This is a genomic window from Kiloniellales bacterium, assembly GCA_030064845.1.
Classification (GTDB): Bacteria; Pseudomonadota; Alphaproteobacteria; order Kiloniellales; family JAKSDN01; genus JASJEC01.
On the sequence record JASJEC010000014.1, the window covers coordinates 42,657 to 60,277 of the forward strand.

Annotated in this window: 15 protein-coding genes; 3 read left to right on the top strand and 12 right to left on the bottom strand. The window is 68.7% G+C overall.

Annotated elements, in window-relative coordinates; genetic code table 11:
* Nucleotides 1–11: 11 nt before the first annotated feature.
* From QNJ67_07710 to QNJ67_07725, 4 genes are all read right to left on the bottom strand, one after another.
* Nucleotides 12–674, bottom strand: coding sequence for an ABC-type transport auxiliary lipoprotein family protein (locus tag QNJ67_07710; protein ID MDJ0608849.1), 663 nt, complete (start codon nucleotides 672–674; stop codon nucleotides 12–14).
* Nucleotide 675: 1 nt separating this feature from the next.
* On the bottom strand, nucleotides 676–1,647 hold the full coding sequence (locus QNJ67_07715) for an MlaD family protein (GenBank protein MDJ0608850.1): 972 nt from the start codon (nucleotides 1,645–1,647) through the stop codon (nucleotides 676–678).
* 22 nt (nucleotides 1,648–1,669) lie between these two features.
* Nucleotides 1,670–2,452 (bottom strand): ATP-binding cassette domain-containing protein, encoded by a 783-nt coding sequence (locus QNJ67_07720; protein MDJ0608851.1) that lies wholly within the window; start codon nucleotides 2,450–2,452, stop codon nucleotides 1,670–1,672.
* 289 nt (nucleotides 2,453–2,741) lie between these two features.
* Nucleotides 2,742–3,905: an ABC transporter permease gene (locus QNJ67_07725; GenBank protein ID MDJ0608852.1), complete on the bottom strand. Its 1,164-nt coding sequence runs from the start codon at nucleotides 3,903–3,905 to the stop codon at nucleotides 2,742–2,744.
* Nucleotides 3,906–4,017: 112 nt separating this feature from the next.
* Here QNJ67_07725 and QNJ67_07730 point away from each other — a divergent pair, with 112 nt between their 5' ends.
* A complete protein-coding gene (locus QNJ67_07730; protein ID MDJ0608853.1) occupies nucleotides 4,018–4,653 on the top strand; it encodes a glutathione S-transferase family protein in 636 nt (211 codons plus the stop codon).
* Nucleotides 4,654–4,978: 325 nt separating this feature from the next.
* Here QNJ67_07730 and QNJ67_07735 read toward each other — a convergent pair whose 3' ends face one another.
* The 7 genes from QNJ67_07735 to QNJ67_07765 all read right to left on the bottom strand — a co-directional run bounded on the left by QNJ67_07735 (nucleotide 4,979) and on the right by QNJ67_07765 (nucleotide 12,959).
* On the bottom strand, nucleotides 4,979–5,737 hold the full coding sequence (locus tag QNJ67_07735; protein MDJ0608854.1) for an SDR family oxidoreductase: 759 nt from the start codon (nucleotides 5,735–5,737) through the stop codon (nucleotides 4,979–4,981).
* Between the two features lie 55 nt (nucleotides 5,738–5,792).
* Nucleotides 5,793–7,196 (bottom strand): CoA transferase, encoded by a 1,404-nt coding sequence (locus QNJ67_07740; protein ID MDJ0608855.1) that lies wholly within the window; start codon nucleotides 7,194–7,196, stop codon nucleotides 5,793–5,795.
* Nucleotides 7,193–7,726, bottom strand: coding sequence for a histidine phosphatase family protein (locus QNJ67_07745; protein MDJ0608856.1), 534 nt, complete (start codon nucleotides 7,724–7,726; stop codon nucleotides 7,193–7,195). Before QNJ67_07745 ends, QNJ67_07740 begins: the two co-directional genes overlap by 4 nt.
* A gap of 52 nt (nucleotides 7,727–7,778) precedes the next feature.
* Nucleotides 7,779–9,338 carry an acetolactate synthase large subunit gene (locus tag QNJ67_07750; GenBank protein MDJ0608857.1) on the bottom strand — a complete coding sequence of 520 codons (1,560 nt, stop codon included), beginning with the start codon at nucleotides 9,336–9,338 and terminating at the stop codon, nucleotides 7,779–7,781.
* A gap of 394 nt (nucleotides 9,339–9,732) precedes the next feature.
* Entirely contained in the window at nucleotides 9,733–10,239 is a 507-nt protein-coding gene (locus QNJ67_07755) for a methylated-DNA--[protein]-cysteine S-methyltransferase (protein ID MDJ0608858.1), read from the bottom strand.
* Nucleotides 10,217–11,836, bottom strand: coding sequence for an AlkA N-terminal domain-containing protein (locus QNJ67_07760; protein MDJ0608859.1), 1,620 nt, complete (start codon nucleotides 11,834–11,836; stop codon nucleotides 10,217–10,219). Before QNJ67_07760 ends, QNJ67_07755 begins: the two co-directional genes overlap by 23 nt.
* A gap of 223 nt (nucleotides 11,837–12,059) precedes the next feature.
* On the bottom strand, nucleotides 12,060–12,959 hold the full coding sequence (locus tag QNJ67_07765) for a cation transporter (protein MDJ0608860.1): 900 nt from the start codon (nucleotides 12,957–12,959) through the stop codon (nucleotides 12,060–12,062).
* Nucleotides 12,960–13,642: 683 nt separating this feature from the next.
* Here QNJ67_07765 and QNJ67_07770 point away from each other — a divergent pair.
* Both QNJ67_07770 and QNJ67_07775 read left to right on the top strand, forming a co-directional pair.
* On the top strand, nucleotides 13,643–14,275 hold the full coding sequence (locus QNJ67_07770; GenBank protein ID MDJ0608861.1) for a dimethylsulfonioproprionate lyase family protein: 633 nt from the start codon (nucleotides 13,643–13,645) through the stop codon (nucleotides 14,273–14,275).
* 150 nt (nucleotides 14,276–14,425) lie between these two features.
* Complete coding sequence (locus tag QNJ67_07775; protein ID MDJ0608862.1) at nucleotides 14,426–16,102, top strand: NAD(P)/FAD-dependent oxidoreductase; 1,677 nt, start codon at nucleotides 14,426–14,428, stop codon at nucleotides 16,100–16,102.
* A 135-nt stretch (nucleotides 16,103–16,237) separates the two neighbouring features.
* Here QNJ67_07775 and QNJ67_07780 read toward each other — a convergent pair whose 3' ends face one another.
* A complete protein-coding gene (locus tag QNJ67_07780) occupies nucleotides 16,238–17,605 on the bottom strand; it encodes a cytochrome P450 (protein MDJ0608863.1) in 1,368 nt (455 codons plus the stop codon).
* Between the last annotated feature and the right edge of the window lie 16 nt (nucleotides 17,606–17,621).

The following is a 17,621-nucleotide window of genomic DNA, read 5'->3' on the forward strand; positions in this document are numbered from 1 at the left end:
CAGACGCCCCGTCAGGCGCCGACTCCGGTCTGCAGCGTCCACTCGACGAGCTGGACCATGACTTCTTGAAGGCTCTCGTCGAAGGCCGCGACGATGTTGTCCAGGGCCAGTTCCCCGCCCCGACCGCTCGAGGCGATCTCGGTGCTGGCCTCGATCGGACCGCTGGTCATGGCGGTGCGCTGGGGCTTGCGCAACAGGGATGCCTGGAGCCTGACCGTCGCGACGTCCTTGTCGTCGTCGGATTTCTCGATGAAGAAGGCCTCCAGCCGGGATTCCAGCTCGAAGTCCGGGCGGATGCGCGAGCGGCGGTCGCCGACGCGGCCTATCCGGTTCGAGTTCTCGAAAGACTCGACCAGCAGCTCCATGACCATTTCCGGCGCACGGCTCGCCCACTCTCCGTTGGCGATGAACTGCACCTCGCGGTTCGGGTTCAGCACGGCGATGCGCGCCGTATTGAGCGACTGGGTAGCGCTCGGTTCCCTTACCAGGAGCGTCCAGGCCACCGTCGGCAGGTTCGGCGGGAACTCGTCGGCCGGACGCAGCCTCACGCGGCGCGGCGGCGCGCCGGCGCCAGGGAGCTGGCAGCCCGTGAGCAGGAGGGCCGTCCCTGCACAGGCCGTGGCGAAGCGGCGCCGGGTCCAGGCCGCCCGCACGGGCTTTTCGAAGTTGCTCATGTCATCGCACCTCCACATCTCCTTGTGTCCCCAGGAAGAAGCGCGCGGGGTCGCGCTCCATCTTTTCCATGACCACTCGGATCTGCTCGACTGTGGCCTGGGCGTCGACCGCGAGGTTCGTAATCTCGTAGAGACCTCGGGTCGAGAAGTCCTTCATTCCCTGGCGGTTCTCTTCGAGCATCGTGTTGGCGGCCTTCGCCGTTTCGACCAAGGCCGATTCGACCTCGCGCAGGCCCTTGATTGCTTCCGCGATGTCTTTTTCGTTGGCGGCCAGGATGTTGTCCGCGCGCGTCGCGACGCCGCCGATCGTCTGCAGTGTGGCGACGATCTCTTCGTGTAGCGGATCGAGATTGCCGCTGGCGTTCGCGACATTCTGCAGCATATCAGCGATGGCTTGCCGGTTTTCGGCCGTTAGCAGTAGCCGGAACTCCTCCAGGGCGACGCCGGCGCGGTTGACCAGGTTGCCGACGGAAGTCTCGATCTCCTCGAACTTCGAGGGCACGGTCGGCAGTTCGTCATAGGGCAGATCGCCGCCCTTGAACTCGACCGGCGTGCCCGGGAAGAAATCGACCTGAATGGTCTGCTGACCCGTTACCAGGCTCTGAACGGCGAGTTGCGCGCGCAGGCCCCGTGCGATCAAGAGGTCGTGGTAGTTCCGATCTTCGAACTCCTCCACGTCTTCGCTAGGGACGCGGATGCGATTTACGTCGATCTCCATGACCACCGGTAGGGTGAACTTCAGTTCGTCCGGGTCGAACTCGATCAGGATGTTGGTCACCGTGCCGATCAGGACACCGCGCATCTCGACCGGAGCCCCGACGCGCAGGCCCTGGAGGCTGCCCGGAAAGAACGAGATCAGTGTCTCACGCTCCTGGAAGAAGCGCCCGCTGCCGAAGACGATGACGGTGCCGATGGCAATCGCGATGGCCCCGAGCGCGAAGGCGCCGACCGCCGTAGGATTTGCTTTCTTCATGACACTGTCCTCTTTGCTTCCCTCATGCGGTTGCCGCCTGATCCGCATCTTCGCCGCGGTTCAGGAATTCGCGGACGTCGGGGTTGTCGCTGTTGTCGCGCAGCCACCGGGGGTCTCCGGTGGCGATCTGGGTCTTGGAGACGGGGTCGAGCACGACCGAGTTGCTGCCGATCGCGAAGATGCTGGCCAGTTCGTGGGTGACCACGATGATGGTCGACCCAAGGCTGTCGCGCAGCTCCAGGATCAAGTCGTCGAGCCGGCGCGAGCTGATCGGGTCCAATCCGGCCGAGGGCTCGTCGAGGAAGAGCACCGCCGGATCCATCGTCAGCGCCCGGGCCACGCCCGCCCGGCGCTGCATGCCGCCGGAAATCTCCGACGGGTAGTAGTCCTCGAAACCGGCCAGTCCGACCAGGGCCAGCTTGAGCTGCGCCACCTCCCTGATTTCCTTCGGCTTGAGGTCCGTATAGAGGCCCATCGGCAGTCCGATGTTCTCCGCCAGCGTCATCGAGCTCCACATGCCGCCGCTCTGGAACACGACGCCGCTGTGCCGCAGCAGCGCCTCCCGGGCCGGCACGTCGATCCCCCAGAGGTCCTGGCCCTCGAACCAGACACGACCCTTGGCCGGTTCCTGCATGCCGATCAAGGCGCGCATCACGGTCGATTTGCCGCAGCCGCTGCCGCCCATTATGATGAAGACGTCGCCCCGTTCGACCGTGAAGTTCAGATTGCGCTGAACCACGAAATCGCCGAAGGCCATGGTGACGTCTTCGACCACGATCGGCGGGGTGTCTTTCGTCTCGGCCATAGGCTAGTACCCACCATCAGAGTTAGGTGCGCCGCCTGATTGTCGAGGCGCTCGTCCGGCTAGGGGGGCGTAGGCCCGGCGCTGCGCGCGGTGCGAAAGCGATGTTCGAGCATCGGTGAGCGCCGCTGACGACGCAGGGCGGGCGCCTCGGCAACCCTGCGGGCGAGTTATCGAGACTTTCGGATCGCGTCGCGCAGCCCTTGTGATGGCTTGCATCACGGCGGTCCACGCTCCTAACCGAAAGTCTTGATAACTCGTCATTCGACACACCTAACTCTGATGGTGGGTACTAGATGTCCAGGATCGTGTAGACGATGGTGAGCGTCGCCTGGGCGACGATGATGAAGACGATCGCCAGGACGACGGCCGAGGTGGCCGCCTCGCCGACCGCTGCCGCGCTCTTCTTGCACTGCATCCCGCGCAGGCAGCCGGCTATGGCGATGATGACGCCGTATACCGCCGCCTTGAAGGTGCCGCCCAGCCAGTCCCCCAGCCCCGCCGAGCCGACCGACTGGTTGTAGAACTGCAGCAGGCTGACGTCGGTCAGGCTCACGGTCACGATCGCGCCGCCAAGGATGCCGACCACGTTGGCGTAGAGCGCGAGCAGCGGGACGGCCATGATGAGCGCGAGCATCCTCGGCAGCACGAGGAACTCGATCGGCGAGATCCCGATCGTGCGGTAGGCGGCGATCTCGTCGTTGACCTCCATGGTGCCGAGCTGGGCGGCGAACGCGGCGCCGGTCCGCCCTGACATGATGATCGCCGTCATCATGGCCCCCATCTCGCGGACCATCGAGATCGTGACCAGATTCGCGACGAAGATGTCGGCGCCGAACTGCTGCAGCTGCACCAGCCCGACGAACGCCAGGATCATGCCGACCAGGAACGAGATCAGCGTGACGATCGGCAGGGCTTCCGGGCCGCATTCGTCGAGCATCAGGAAGACGTCGGAAAAGCGGTAGCGGGCGCGGCCGGTGAGCGCCTTGCCGAAGGCCATGATCGTCTGGCCCAGGAAGGCGAGCATCTCGCCGCTGCTCTTCAGGCCATTGAGCACTTCCCGCCCGACCACCTCGACCAGGCCGGCCATCCTTTCCTTGCGGCGCGCGCCTTCCCGCTCGGGGACGGCGAGCGCCAGATCGACGAGGCGGCGGGCGCCCTCCGGCAGGCCGGAGAGGTCGAGCGTCTTGCCCCCCGCGTCGCAGGCCTTCTTGATCTCGACCAGGAACACGATGAGGCTGGAATCCCATTCCGCGAGACCCGAGGCGTCGATGGTGAAGGCCCGCGCGTCGCGCGCCGAGGGCTGCTTGTCGAACAGCTGCGCGCTCGAGAAGATCCCGCTGTCGATCAGCCAGTTCCCGCTCAGGACCAGGACCGCGCCGCCGTCCTGCTGGCGGACTTCGATCCCTCTCGGCGCCTCGGCGCCTCCCTGCTCAACCGCGGTCTCCAGCGCCATGCCCGTCCCTGTTCTTGTTGGCCGACGACGCGAGTCAATCAAACTTATGTGATAACGTCTACCCTGATGCCTTGAGCTAACTCAATGTTTCCGCTTGCGGAAGGGAGAAAAAATGGCCGGCTTGACCCTCTATGGCGCGGCCTACAGCGTCTACGTCCGGATCGCGCGGCTCGTGCTGGAAGAGGCCGGCGCGGCCTACGATCTGGTCGAGGTCGACATTTTCGCGCCGGAAACGGTCCCGGCGGACTACGGCTCCAGGCACCCTTTCGGCAAGATCCCGGCCTTCGAGCACGAGGGCTTCAGGCTGTTCGAGACCGACGCCATCGCCGACTACGTCAACGAGGCCTTCGGCGCGGGCGCGCTCCTGCCGGCCTCGCCCCGGGACCGAGCCCAGTGCCGGCAGATCATGCGGATCATGGACAACTACGCCTATCCCGCCTTGGTCTGGGGGGTCTTCGTCGACGAGGTCGAGGGGGAGGAAACCGCTGGCGACGACGCCTTGGATGCGTCCCGACTCGTGCTGGAGGTCTTGAGCGGCCTCGCGGCCGGGCCTTTCCTGCTCGGCGAGCGGGTCAGCCTGGCCGACCTCTGGGCCTGGCCCATGATGGTCTACTTCCGCATGGCGCCGAGCGGCGAGGCCATGCTGCGGGACTTCCCCGCGCTCGAGGACTGGTGCGGCGTCATGGCCGAGCGGCCCTCGGTCGTAAAGACCCGCGTCAAACGCGAAGGCGGCGCGTCGCCCGCCTGACCGAGGCCGTCGCTAGCAGGCTGTTGAAAAACGCCTGAGTCCTTGATCACGGTCATCCTTCGACATGGGGCGCAGCCCGGCGCTACGCGCGGATGAGGGTAAGTCTCTGAAACAAATAGCCCTCACCCTGAGCTTGTCGAAGGGTGATGGTGCCGGCTAGAGCGGATCATGTTTAGATGGAACCACTTCGTGGTTGCCAACCAAGCATGTAAATCCGCTCTACGACATAGGTTTAGAGCAGATTCACCGGGTTTGATGGATCGCCTCCGGCGATTCAGTCGAACCCGGATCTGCTCTAGGCGCGTTCTCAGCAGCCGGATAGGGCTCAGCCCCGGCCGATGAAGGGCATCTTGGTCGCCATCACGGTCAGGAACTGGACGTTGGCGTCGAGCGGCAGGCTGTCCATGTAGAGCACCGCGTCGGCCACGTGCTGCGCGTCCATGGTCGGCTCGACCGCGGTCGAGCCGTCGGCCTGGGGCACGCCCTCGGCCATGCGCGCGGTCATGTCGGTCGCCGCGTTGCCGATGTCGATCTGGCCGCAGGCGATGTCGTAGCGGCGCCCGTCGAGCGAGGTCGAGCGGGTCAGCCCCGTGATCGCGTGCTTGGTCGCCGTATAGGGCGCGGAATGGGGCCGCGGGACGTGGGCCGAGATCGATCCGTTGTTGATGATCCGGCCGCCGCGGGGATCCTGGTCTTTCATGATGCGGAAGGCTTCCTGGGTGCAGAGGAAGGGGCCGGTCAGGTTGACGTCGACCACGCTCCGCCATTCCTCGACGGAGAGCTCTTCCAGGGGGACGGGCCGCGCGCCGATGCCCGCGTTGTTGAACAGCAGGTCGAGGCGGCCGAAGCGCGCCTTGGTCTCGGCGAAGAGCCGGGCCACGGCGGCCGGGTCGCCGACGTCGGTCGGCACCGCGAGCGCCCGCGACCCGGCGTCGCCGGCCGCTTCGGCGGTCGCCACCAGGGCCTCGGCCCGGCGGCCGGCGAGCGCGACGGCATAGCCAGCGCGCAGCAGCGTGATTGCCACCTGGCGGCCGATCCCTGCGCTCGCGCCGGTCACGATGGCGGTTTTTCCTTCTCCGGTCATCACGTGCCCTCCCTTTCTTCTCAGAGTCTTGCGTCGCGTGTCGTGTCGCCGCCCGTCAGGCGTGCCCGGTTTCGACCTGCCACGCCGGCGGATCGCTGCCGAGCGGCACGGCGGGCCGAGACCAGCGCGGCGGCGTCGCCTCCAGCCTGCCGGCGTGGCGGACGGCGGTCAGCGCGCCGAAGCCGGAGGCGCTCTCCTCCAGCAGGTCGGCCACGTCGTCGAAACCGGGATCAGGGCAGGCCAAGCCGTCCGGCAGGCGTCCGAGCTGCGTGAGCCAGTGTCCGGTGCGCGCCAGGGAGACCTGGACGTGCCAGCTGCCGCCCTGCTCGGCACGCCGCAGCAGCGCGGCCAGGGCGCCGAAGGCCATGAGGTAGCCCGAGGCGTGGTCCAGCGCCTGGCAGGGCAGGGGCTTCGGCCGGTCGCTCCCGGCGGCCTCGGACTCCAGGACGTTGATGCCGCTCGCCGTCTGCACCAGGGAGTCGAAGCCACGCCGCTCGCGCCACGGGCCCGCGTGGCCGTAGGCTGAGAGCGAGACCGTGACCAGGCCGGGGCGCAGCGCCGCGAGCTCGGCGGGCCCGAAGCCGCGCGCCGCCAGCGCGCCGGGCCGGTAACCCTGCACGAAGACGTCGGCGCCGGCGATCAGATTGCGCAGGGTCTCCCGGTCGGCCTCGCGCCGCAGGTCGAGCCGAGCCGAGCACTTGCCCCGCCCGGTGTCCACCACCAGCGGCGCGACCGACGGCAGGTGCTGGGCGGTCACCCGCAGCACCTCGGCGCCGTGCGCAGCCAGGGCGCGACCGCAGACCGGGCCGGCGATGATGCGCGTCAGGTCGAGCACGCGGAGCGCGTCCAGGGGGCGCGCGCCGGCCGCGGGCAGGGGCTCAGGCGGCGCGTCGTCGAGCTTCTCGAACGCGATCAGCGGCAGCGCCGCCACGGCCGCGCCCTGGGGGTGCCCCGCCCACTCTTCCGGACGGCGCAGCATGGCGACCACGAGACCGGCCTCGGCGGCCTCGGTCTCGAATCTCTCCCCATCGCACCGGGCGATCGCGGCGGCGACCGCCGCCCGCTCGCCGGCGCAGCCCAGCAGTGCTAGGAGACCCTCCCGGTGGTGCGGGAAGTTGGTGTGCACCCGGACCCAGCCGTCGCGGCAGGGATAGGCGCCCGCGATGTCGTCCCACAGCTCGGGCGGCGGTTTCCCGTCGATCCTGAGGTAGCGCTCGCTGCGGAACTCCACGGCGGCGTGGCGCAGGTCGACCGAGACGCCCTGGCGCGGCCCGCCGCGGCGGTGCCAGGTCTCGGCGGCGGCCAGCGCGGCGGCGGCGATGCTGGCCTGGGCGGCGGCGCCGACCCTGAGCGAGGAGGGCAGGGCGGGTTCGACCCCGGTCAGGGTCAGGCGGTCAAGCGCATCGCTCGGCAGCCCGGCTTCGCACCAGAGCGCCTCGACGACGTCGAAGGGCGTCACGAGTCCGGGAGCTCGCGCGGCCACAGGCAGTGGGTCAGGCGCCCGCCGTGCCACGCCAGGTCCCGCCAGGACTCGATCGGACACTTGAAGACGGCGAGCGCCGCGGTCGGGAACTTCTCAGCGAGACGCGCGGTCGCCCCGTCCTTCGAGTCGGCGCCGACCAAGCGCTGGGCGAAGGTCTCCATCCCGGGGTTGTGCGCGATCAGCATGACCCGCTTCGCCCCCTCCGGCGCGCGGTGCAACTGGTTCATGATCTGCGCCGGCGAGGCGAGGTAGAGCCCGCGCAGGATCTTGGTCTCGACCGTCACGGCCTCGTTGCCGAGGACCTCGGCCACGGCCTGCCAAGTTTCCTGGGCCCGCTTCGCGGCGGAGCAGTAGACCAGGTCGGGCACCCAGGCGCGCCGCAGCACCTCCCGTGCCATGGCCGGCGCGGCCTTTCGCCCCCGATTGTTGAGCGGCCGGTCGAAATCCGACAGGGCCGGATCGCTCCAGTCCGACTTGGCGTGGCGCAGCAGCAGTAGTGTCTTCATGACGCCAAGTATCCTGCGCCTGCGTTCCCACCGCAAGGTGCGCCTTGGCGGTTCACGCCAAGACCGCCTCGATCAGGCGGGGGCCCGGCTCGGCGAGGGCGTCCCGGAAGGCCTCGGCGAGGTCCTCGGCGGTCTCCGCGGCGACCGCCGGCACGCCGAAGCCGCGTGCCAGGCTGACCCAGTCGATCGGCGGCTTGTCCAGGCTGGTCATCGCCGCCGCCTGTTCGCCGGGCCGGTTCACGCCGGCGCGCTGCATCTCCATCTCGAGGATCTTGTAGCGCCGGTTCGAGCAGATCACCGTGGTCACGTTCGTCGCCTCGCGCGCCTGGCTCCACAGCGCCTGGACCGTATAGAGGCCGCTGCCGTCGGCCTGCAGGCCGATCACCGGCCGGTCGGGGCAGGCCACGGCGGCGCCGAGCGAGAGCGCGGGTCCCAGCCCGATTGCGCCGCCGGTGATCTGCATTTGGGTGAAGCGCGGCGCGCCGGCCGAGAAGTCGTGATAGCTCCAGCCGGTCGTGATCATTTCGTCGACCACGATCGCGTTCTCCGGCTGCAGCGCCGCCACGGTCTGGCAGAGTGTCTCCGCGGTCAGCGGGCCGCTCGGCAGCGCCGGGCGCGGCGCCGGCGCCGGCGCCGCATAGTCCGGGGCGCCGAGCACCACCGCGAGCGCCTCGAGCGCGCCGGCCACGTCGTCGTCCGGTTCGGCGAGGGTGATCACCTCGGCTTCCTCCGGAACCATCGAGCTGGGGTAGCCCGGCCAGCCGAAGAAGGAGACAGGCGAAGGCGCGCCGGCGAGGACCAGCGTGCGGCAGCCTGCCAGTGCCTCGAGCGCGAGCTCGGGCAGGTAGGGCAGCTTCCTGAAGTGCGGCAGGTCGCCGCCGCGCTCGGCGCGGGCGAGGGAGGACTGGCTCATCAGGACCGCGCCGGTCGCCGCCGCGACGCGTGCCGCCGCCTTCAGCCCGGCCTCGCTGAGCCCGGCGTTGCCGAGGAAGAGGAAGGCCCCCTCGGCCTTGAGCGCCTCGGCGGCGGCGGCGACAGCGCTCTCGGCGACGGCCGAACGGCCGGGCCGCTCCCCGAGCCTGGCCGCTCCGGCGCAGGGCTCGCCCTGCAGGTCGTGGGGCAGGATCAGGGTGGCGATCTTGCCCGATCCCCGGCCCGCTTCGGCGACGGCGCGGGACATCAGGGCGGGCAGGTCGTCGGCCGACTGCGCCCGCCCGATCCAGGCCGATACCGGGGCCGCGAGACCCTCGATGTCGCTCGCCAGCGGCGCGTCGGCCTCGGCGTGCCAGGTCGCATGCTCGCCGATCAGGTTGACGATCCCGCTACGCGCGCGGCGCGCGTTGTGCAGGTTCGAAATGCCGTTGGCGAAGCCTGGACCCAGGTGGAGCAGGGTCAGCGCCGGCGTGCCGGCCATGCGGCCGTAGCCGTCCGCTGCCCCGGTCGCCACGTTCTCCTGCAGCACCAGCACGCCGCGCATGGCGGGCTGGGAGTCGAGCGCCGTGACCAGGGGCATCTCGGTCGTGCCCGGGTTGGCGAAGCAGACCGTGATCCCGGCATCGGCCGCCGTCTTCATCAGGGCCTCGGCCCCCGTTGGCTCCCTGTGACTCGCCATGAATTCCCCCGGCGCCGATCGCGCTGTCTGGATGTGGGTTGGAGGCCGGGTCGCGCCACGGCCCGGAACTGCTCTAGTACCCACTATCAGGATTAGGTGTGTCGTATGACGCGTTATCAAGTCTTTCGGTTAGGAGCGTGGTCCGCCGTGATGCGGGACATCACAAGGGCCGCGCGACCCCATTGGTCTCAACGGGGCCGAAAGTCTTTATAACGCGCCCGCAGGGTTGCCGAGGCGCCCGCCCGGACGTCGTCAGCGGCGCTCACCGATGCCCGGCATCGCTCTCGCACCGCTTCCTAGCCGGACAAGCGCCTCGGCAATCAGACGGCGCACCTAATCCTGATAGTGGGTACTAGCCGCTGGCCGGGGGGGTGGCAAGCATCCGATCCCCTGCTCAGGCGGAGAACGCGAAGCTGGCCTGGCCGCCGGCGCGGTTGCCGCGTTCGAGGGCGAGCAGCGCCGCCTTGACCTCGAGGCCGCCGCCGAAGCCGGTCAGCTTGCCGCTGCTGCCGATCACCCGGTGGCAGGGCACCACGATGGGGAGGGGGTTGTCGCCGTTGGCGGCGCCGACCGCGCGCGAGGCCTTGGGCCGGCCGATCCTGCGGGCGATCTCGCCGTAGCTGGCCGTGGCGCCGTAGGGGATCTCGCGCAAGGCGTCCCAGACGCTTCGCTGGAAGGCCGTACCCTCCGGCTCAAGCGGCAGCGAGAAGTCTCTGAGTTCGAGGGCAAAATAGGCGCGCAGCTGAGCGACGGCCTCGGCGAAGGGTGTCGGGTCCGGGCGCCAGCCGGCCTCGGCCTCGCGGCGCCGGGTACCGCCAGGGAAGGAGATCAGTCTGAGGCGCTCGCCGTCGCCGGCCAGCAGGAGCCTGCCGACCGGGCTATCCAGGTGCGTGTAGATCACGTGCTCTCGCCTCTCTTCTTTCGGTTCGCCGGGCGGGCTTTGCGTCGGGCGCCGCGAGATCGCTCAGCCAGAGGTACTGCGCCGCGTAGGCGCGCCACGGCCGCCAGGCCTCGGCCCGCGTCCTGAGCGAGCTCTCGTCGTCCGCGATGCCGAGCCGCCGGGCGGCGCGGATCAGCCCGAGGTCGCCGGCGGGGAAGGCGTCGGGGTCGCCCAGCGCGCGCAGCGTGATGTAGTCCGCGGTCCACCGCCCGATGCCGGGCAGCGCGGTCAGGGCGGCGGCCAGTTCCCGCGCGCTCTGCGACCCGTCGAAGGCAAGGGCGCCGTCGCGCACCGCGGCGGCGAAGGCGCGGATCGCCCGGGCGCGCGCCTTGGGCAGGCCGACGACGCCGGGGTCGCACTCGGCCAGACACGCGGGCGTGGGAAAGCGACGGGTCAGGCCCCAGGCGTTGGGGCCCCAGACTTCTGGGCTATCCATTGGCGCGCCGAAGGCGGCGGCCAGGCGGCCGGCCAGCGTGGTCGCGCCCTTGACGGTGACCTGCTGGCCGAGGATCGCGCGCACACCCAGCTCGAAGCCGTCCCAGGCGCCCGGCAGGCGGAGGCCCGGCCGCGCCGCGACCAGATCCGACAGGACGGCGTCGCGGCCGAGGTGGGCGGCGATCTCCTGGGGGTCGGCGTCGGTATCGAACATGCGGCGCAGGCGGTTGACCAGGGTCAGCAGGCCGCGCGCCCCGGGCGTCGAAACCTCGAGCCGCAGCGCCGGCTCGGCCGATGGCCGGGTGACCGCGACCCAGGCCGGCTCGCCGTCCAGAGTCAGGCTGCGCCGGTAGGCGCCGCCAGCCACCGCCTCGACTCCCGGCGTGGCGCGGGCCTCGAGGTAGCCGAGCAGGCCCGGCCAGGCGTAGGGCTCGCGCAGCGGCAGGGCGAGGCGCAGGGGTTCGGCCGCCGCCGCGCCGTCGCCGGACGTCGCCGCGGCCGCGCCGCGACTCGCCCGGCGCAGCTGCCCGGGCGGGCGGCCGTAGGCGCGCTTCAGGGCCGCGTTGAAACGCCGCAGGCTGCCGAAGCCGGCGGCCTCCGCGACCTCGGCCAGCGGCAGCGCTGTGTCGGTGAGCAGCGACTTGGCGAACAGCAAGCGGCGGGTCTGCGCGACGCCGAGTGGCGAGGCGCCGAGGTGCCGGCGAAACAGTCGCCGCAGCTGCCGGGCGCCCAGCCCGAGACGCGCCGCCAAGCACTCGACCGAGCCGCCCTCGCGTGCGCTCCCGTCGAGCGCGCCCTCCTCGATCAGCCGGAGGGCGCGGGCGACCGTCGCCTCGGTGCCGAGCCAGGCCGGGGTGCCCGGCGCCGACTCGGGACGGCAGCGCAGGCAGGGCCGGAATCCCGCCTCGGCGGCCGCCGCCGCGCTGGGATAGAAGCGCACGTTCTCCGCCTTGGGCGGCCGCACCGGGCAGACCGGCCGGCAGAAGATGCCAGTGGTGACGACGCCGACGAAGAAGCGCCCGTCGAAGCGCCGGTCGCGGGCCAGCCGCGCCGCCTCGCAGGCCCGCGGGTCGAGGTGAGGGTCGAGCTGCGGGGCTCCGGCGCTCGTGTCTCTTCCGTCCATGATCTTGTTGCTCTCCCGACCGGCTTTGGTCTCGATGCCATTTCAAGATAGCGTCCGAGGCGCGAGCTGTCTGGCCGCTTTCGGACGTGGTCGTCGGCTTGACGAGAACCCTGAAGCCATGCAGATCTCGTTCTTGACATGTTTTGATTTTGACAGCCGTCAGAAGCCGAACGGGAGCGGTATACTCAGGACTGCCTCCCGGTCAGTGCTGATGGGGGACCGATCAATCGGCCAGGCGGATATCCGCTACGAACACGATGTCGGCCGCGCCCCTTAAACCCAGGCCTGCGAGCGACTCCTTGAATCGACGTGTCATGCCATCGACCCGATCCAGCGGCGGCATGTTGCCGGGATCTGACGGCTGCACATGTACCAGCACGTTCATGACGTTACCGAGCTTGATCATGCGAATACGGCAGTCCGCCACATCCAGTTCGCCAAATGCCGCCGACAGCCGTTCCTGGATTTGGTCCTGCAACTGCTGGTCCGGCGCGGCCAACAGGACTTCTCGCAGGTTGGCGAACAGCAGCTTGAGGGGCACCGGCAGTGAAATGATGCACAGCAGGGTCACCAGCGCCGGGTCCACGTAAACGAGGTACTCCGCATACTCCGAGCGCGCCAGGAACCAGCCACCGACGAAACTCGCCAGCACGGCTGCGCTCATGAACATGTCGATCAATGCGCCTCGTGCATCCAGTTCCACCAGCGCCGAGCCGGTGTTCTTGGCCGCTTTCCACAGATACATCGCCAGCACTATTCCGGCACCGGTGGACAGCACGCCGTAGATCACCGCCGATCCCACGTTCAGTGGACGGCCGCCGGTGAACAAAGCGGAGACCGACGAAACCAGTGCGAAACTGCACAGCGTTACCATCAGCAGTGACTTGATCACATTGATGAGGGGCACAAAGTGCGCGTAGCCGAACTGGAAGTGCTCGTCGTCCGACGCCCCCACCAAACTCGCCACCTTCAACGTGATCATGGCCATCATGAGTGCGATGCCGGAGAAAATCCCGTCCAGCAGGATGGCCTCGGATTCGGTCAGCAGCGCAAAGCCGATTCCGAGGGCGGACATGACGGCTGCGCCGATGATGGCAGTGATGAGGGCTTTGCGCTCGGTCATGTTAGTATCCGTGAATTCGTTATCGCTGGGCGTGTTGTCTAGCAGCGTTCCGTAGTCGTTTCGTCATTCGGCGTGCATCATACGCTGGATATGATCGAAGGTAAAAAAGGCGGCATCAAAGCCTCGTTGGGTTCGCCGAGATCGACCGTCGGCAATCTGCAGACTCCCCTGCTCGTCGCGATGCCCACCTGACAGCGGGCACCTGGGAAGTGTTCGGAGTCGGAACGTGGCTGGAGCTACCCTCACAGCTTCCCAAACTGATGGTATACCTTCAAAGAATGCAGCAGAATCTGAGCACGCCACATAGCAGACATTGACCTCCACCGTTCGAACGATCGGTTGTGGCTAAGGCTGTCGAAGAATTCGGATTGGAACGTTGTTTTGGTGTCCGCCTATAGAAGGAGCGGACATTTCATTTCCGCCTCGGCGAACAGGTGACGCGGATTTGCCTTGTTAGAGAGGTTAGAAGGGGCTTTGCGGCATGGCTCAGGCGATCCTGGGCTGTGGCGGCGGCCTTGTGGTTTGCTTGGCGAGCCTTTTAAGGTTCTTCACGGTGGCGGTCAGGAGGAACTCGTCCCTGGCACCAGCGAGGCCGCGTCGGCGCGAAAGCCTGGCTTTCTCTTGCCAGCGGCGCGCGATCCGGGCTCAGATGCGGGCATTCTTGACGGCTCGGGAAGCCCTCCTTGCCTCTGGACCTGATCCGCCAGATCCGCGCCTTCTACGCCGAGTGCGTTGCGGCGCATCACGAAGCCTCGGCCCACGTACCGACGATCGTGGCCGGACTCGAGCGCTGCGCCCAGCCGCATTCGCCGGCGCCCGCCTCGCTCGCACCGGTCGAGCGCCACCTCGAGGAGGCGCTGGGGCTCGGCCGCGGGCGCGGCCACGACGCCCTGCTCGACGCCATTGCCGAGGCCCGCGACGCCCTGGTCTGGTACAGCTGTGAGAGCGCCTACGGCGACCCGCCCGCCTATCGGCACTTCTTCGACAACTACGCCTTCGCTATCCTGGTCGGACCGGGCACCCACGGCTTCGAGAGCCTCTACCGCGATTCGCGGCTGCTCTGCGGCCTGACGATCCAGACGCCCGGCGTCCACTATCCGGCCCACGCCCACCCAGCGGTCGAAGTTTACGGTGTGCTCGGCGGCACGGCGCGCTGGCGGCGCGGCGCGGAGGCCTGGGCCGAGCGCCCGCCGGGCAGCGTGATCCTGCACGAGAGCGGCGTCGCCCACGCTATGGAAACCGGGACCGAGCCGACCCTCGCGCTCTTCGCCTGGGTCAGCGATCTGGGTTATCCGCCCACCATGGTCGAAGACTGACCCGGCCTTCGCACTTCGCATCGGCCCAGATTCCCTGCGGCGACGTGGCAAAGCACACATCGCGGCCCGAAGCGCCGGTCTAGTCTGACGCCAGGAATTTCGGAAGCCGGGCAGGCAGCACCGCTTCGGACTCTTGGGGAGGGCCGGGAGATGCCGGACGACAAGCTCTTCGACTGCGTCGTGATGGGCGCGGGGATCGCCGGGGTGACCGCCGCGCGCGACCTGCGCAGGGCCGGGTTCGACGTGTTGCTGATCGAGGGCGCCGACCGGATCGGTGGGCGCATGTATTCGGTGCGCGATTTCCTGACGCTCAAGGGGCACCCGGTGCCGGTCGAGGCGGGCGCCGAGTACATCCACGTCGAGCACCACATCGACAGCGACCGCTACGGCGAGTTCTGGAACGAGCTGCGCCATCACGGTTTCACGCCGGCGCCGCTCTACAAGTGCGGCGTCGGTATCGCGCGCATCCCGCGCAACCGGCTGTTCTTCCCCAAGTGGCGCAAGACCATTCCCCTGGCGGAATCGGTCTTCAAGACCAACGTGCTCGGCATCCAGCTCGCGCTCAACGACTTCCGCAAGTACCGCCAAAAGACCAAGACCGACGTCTCGGCCGCGGCCTTCGCCGAGGCCTGCATCCAGAAGCGCAAGCTCAAGAAGGAGGCGGCTGAGCTGCTGCGCTACACCCTCTCGGCGCACACGCCGGGCGGGCTCGACGAGGTCTCGATCCTCGGTTCGAGCGAGGACCGGATCCCCGAGCAGCTGATGGAGCAGGGCGAGTTCCGCATCGAGCGCGACGACGGCAATCCCCACCGGATCTGCGGCTTCGACACCCTGCCCAACGACATCGCCAATGAGTTTCTCGGCGCCGGCGGCGTCCTGGTCCGCAGCGGCGCGGGGACCGGCCACTGCAAGATCGTCAAGGTCCGGCGCCTGGACGACGGCACCCTCGAGATCGGCACCAAGGACGGCCGGACCTTCCGCGGCCGCACCGCGGTCTGCACCTTCTCGGCCGGCATGCTGGACCCGGTCGCGGGCGAGGGCGACGCGATCTTCGGTCCGCTGCTCCCGGCCAAGAAGCGCAAGGCGCTGCAGATGGTCCGCATGGGGCCGATCACCAAGTTCGCCCTGGCCTTCAGGCAACGCCTCTGGGACGACGACGGCGGGCAGTGGTCCAAGTTCATGTCGGTGCTGAGCAACCCCCGGGGCAAGGCGCGCACCTTCTTTTCCAACTACCCGAAGGAGCTGAACGGCCCCCACGTGCTGACCGCGCTGATGATGAACCAGGACCACGACGCCATCGCCGGCATGAGCGACGAAAAGGCGGTCGCCCGGGTGTTCGACGCGGTCGGCAGGATCTACGGCCCGCGCGACAAGAAGGCCTACAAGAAGCAGTGGACGATCGAGAAGGTGATGGCGGGGCGCAAGGATTCCCAGGGGCGCTTCCACCCCAAGTACCTGCGCCAGGACTGGTCGAAGGACCCCTTCGCCAAGGGCGGCAACTCCTATGTGAAGTACTTCCCCAAGGACGCGCGGCCGATGGCGCCGCAGAACGCCCGCGAGGCGCTCAAGGACCCGCGCGACACCCTGCCGCTGTTCTGGGCCGGCGAGGCGACCGCCCCGGCCTATGACCCCGACTACCAGCCGCTCGCGGTGCACGGCGCCTACATCAGCGGCCTGCGCTGCGCCGAGGACGTGCGCCACTACCTGGCAGAGGCGGGCGGCGACGCCGCCAAGTTCAAGGCCTACTACAAGGACCGCTATCCCCTGGACCGGGTGCGGCCGAAAGGCCCCGTGGTGATCGGCGAGGGACCGGCCGGCGGGCGGTGACGGACGCGCTTCTTGCCGCCGCGGTGAGCGTAAGATTATGGGCCGACCGATTGGAGTGTGATGATACCGGGGAGCAGCTCGCTTCCGGTCAGAATACCGAACTCGTTCCGGGTTCCTCGCATTCAAGGTCCTCTGTCATGCGCCGACATCGAACTCCAGGCGCTGGTGCACGGGGAAGGGCGTGCCCTGGTTGTCCATGCGCCCCGCGTCGCCGGCCGCGCGCCGCAGGTTCCGCTGTTTCAGCAGCGGCTTGAGGATGATCGGGATCACCGCGCGGTTGATGTAGGCCCCGAAACAGGTGTGCATGCCGTAGCCCCAGAGGATGTAGTCGGCCCACGGCCGGTCGACCCGGAACTCGTTCGGTGAGGGCAGCTGCATGGGATCGAACATGGCCGAGAGGTTGGCGGCGAAGACCATGGCGCCCTTCGGGATCTTGCGGGCGCGCAGGGTGCTCCGGGCGATCACCGTATCCGCCGCCGCGCGCCGGTAGATCACCGGGTTGGCCGGGTTGAAGCGGAACGCCTCGAAGACGTAGCGGGCCAGGAGCTCGTCGTCGTCCGCCTGTGCCGCGGCCTGGGCGGCGGCGAGCGCCTCGGGCCGGTCGAGCAGCTGGTCGAGCGCGTGGTTGGCCGATTTGGAGATCGTCGGGATCGCACCGATGATCAGGCCGATCAGGTTGTTGCGGATCCCTAGGTCGTCCATGCCCGGCAGGTCCGCGCCCTGCATCGCCAGGCAGCGGTTCAGCACATCGTCGTCCTGGGTCGGCTGGGCCTTGCGCTCGCGGATCGCTTCGTCCAGGTAGCCGCGGCATTTCTGCGCGGCGTCCTCGGCTTTGGCGATGACCGCCTCCTCGGCGCCCAGGTCGATGAAGAGGTACCAGAACATGATCGTGGTCCAGTCAATCATGTCCTGCTCCGACGGGCCGGGCGTGCCGAAGTAGCGTCCGACCATCCGGGTCGGCACCACCAGGGTCAGGTCCTGGGGCACGTCGATCGAGCCCTTCGCGGCCTCGACCAGCTCCGTGGCCTGCTGCTCGGCGAAGGGCTTCACGATCTCGGCCACGTCCTCGCGCCGCATGGCGAGGCGCATGTTGGAGACGTCGCGGGTGTAGCGCGCCGTGTTCTGCATGCCCAGGAAGAAGTTCTCGTTGCCGGTGATCGCGCGCATGCGCGGCTCGTAGACGACCTCGAAGACGTCGTCGCGGTCGAGCACCTCGAGCACGTCCTTGTAGCGTGTGACGAAGGCCGTGCTGCTGTTGTCGTAGGCCTTCACGAGGGATTTCTTGATCGCCAGGTTGGGCGCGAAGGCGCGCAGTACGGCGAACACGAGGCGCTGGCCGCTCGTCGCCTTCAGGGCGGCCCCGATGCGCGTCTTGACATCGCCTTCGCCACCGCGGAGCGCGCCGACGACCAGGCCGATCAAACGCACCAGGCTCGACAGCCCTTCGTAGAGAATGACGAGAATCTGCCACAGCTTGACGAAGAGGTTCCGGATATAGGTCATGGCTCCCCCCAGGCCC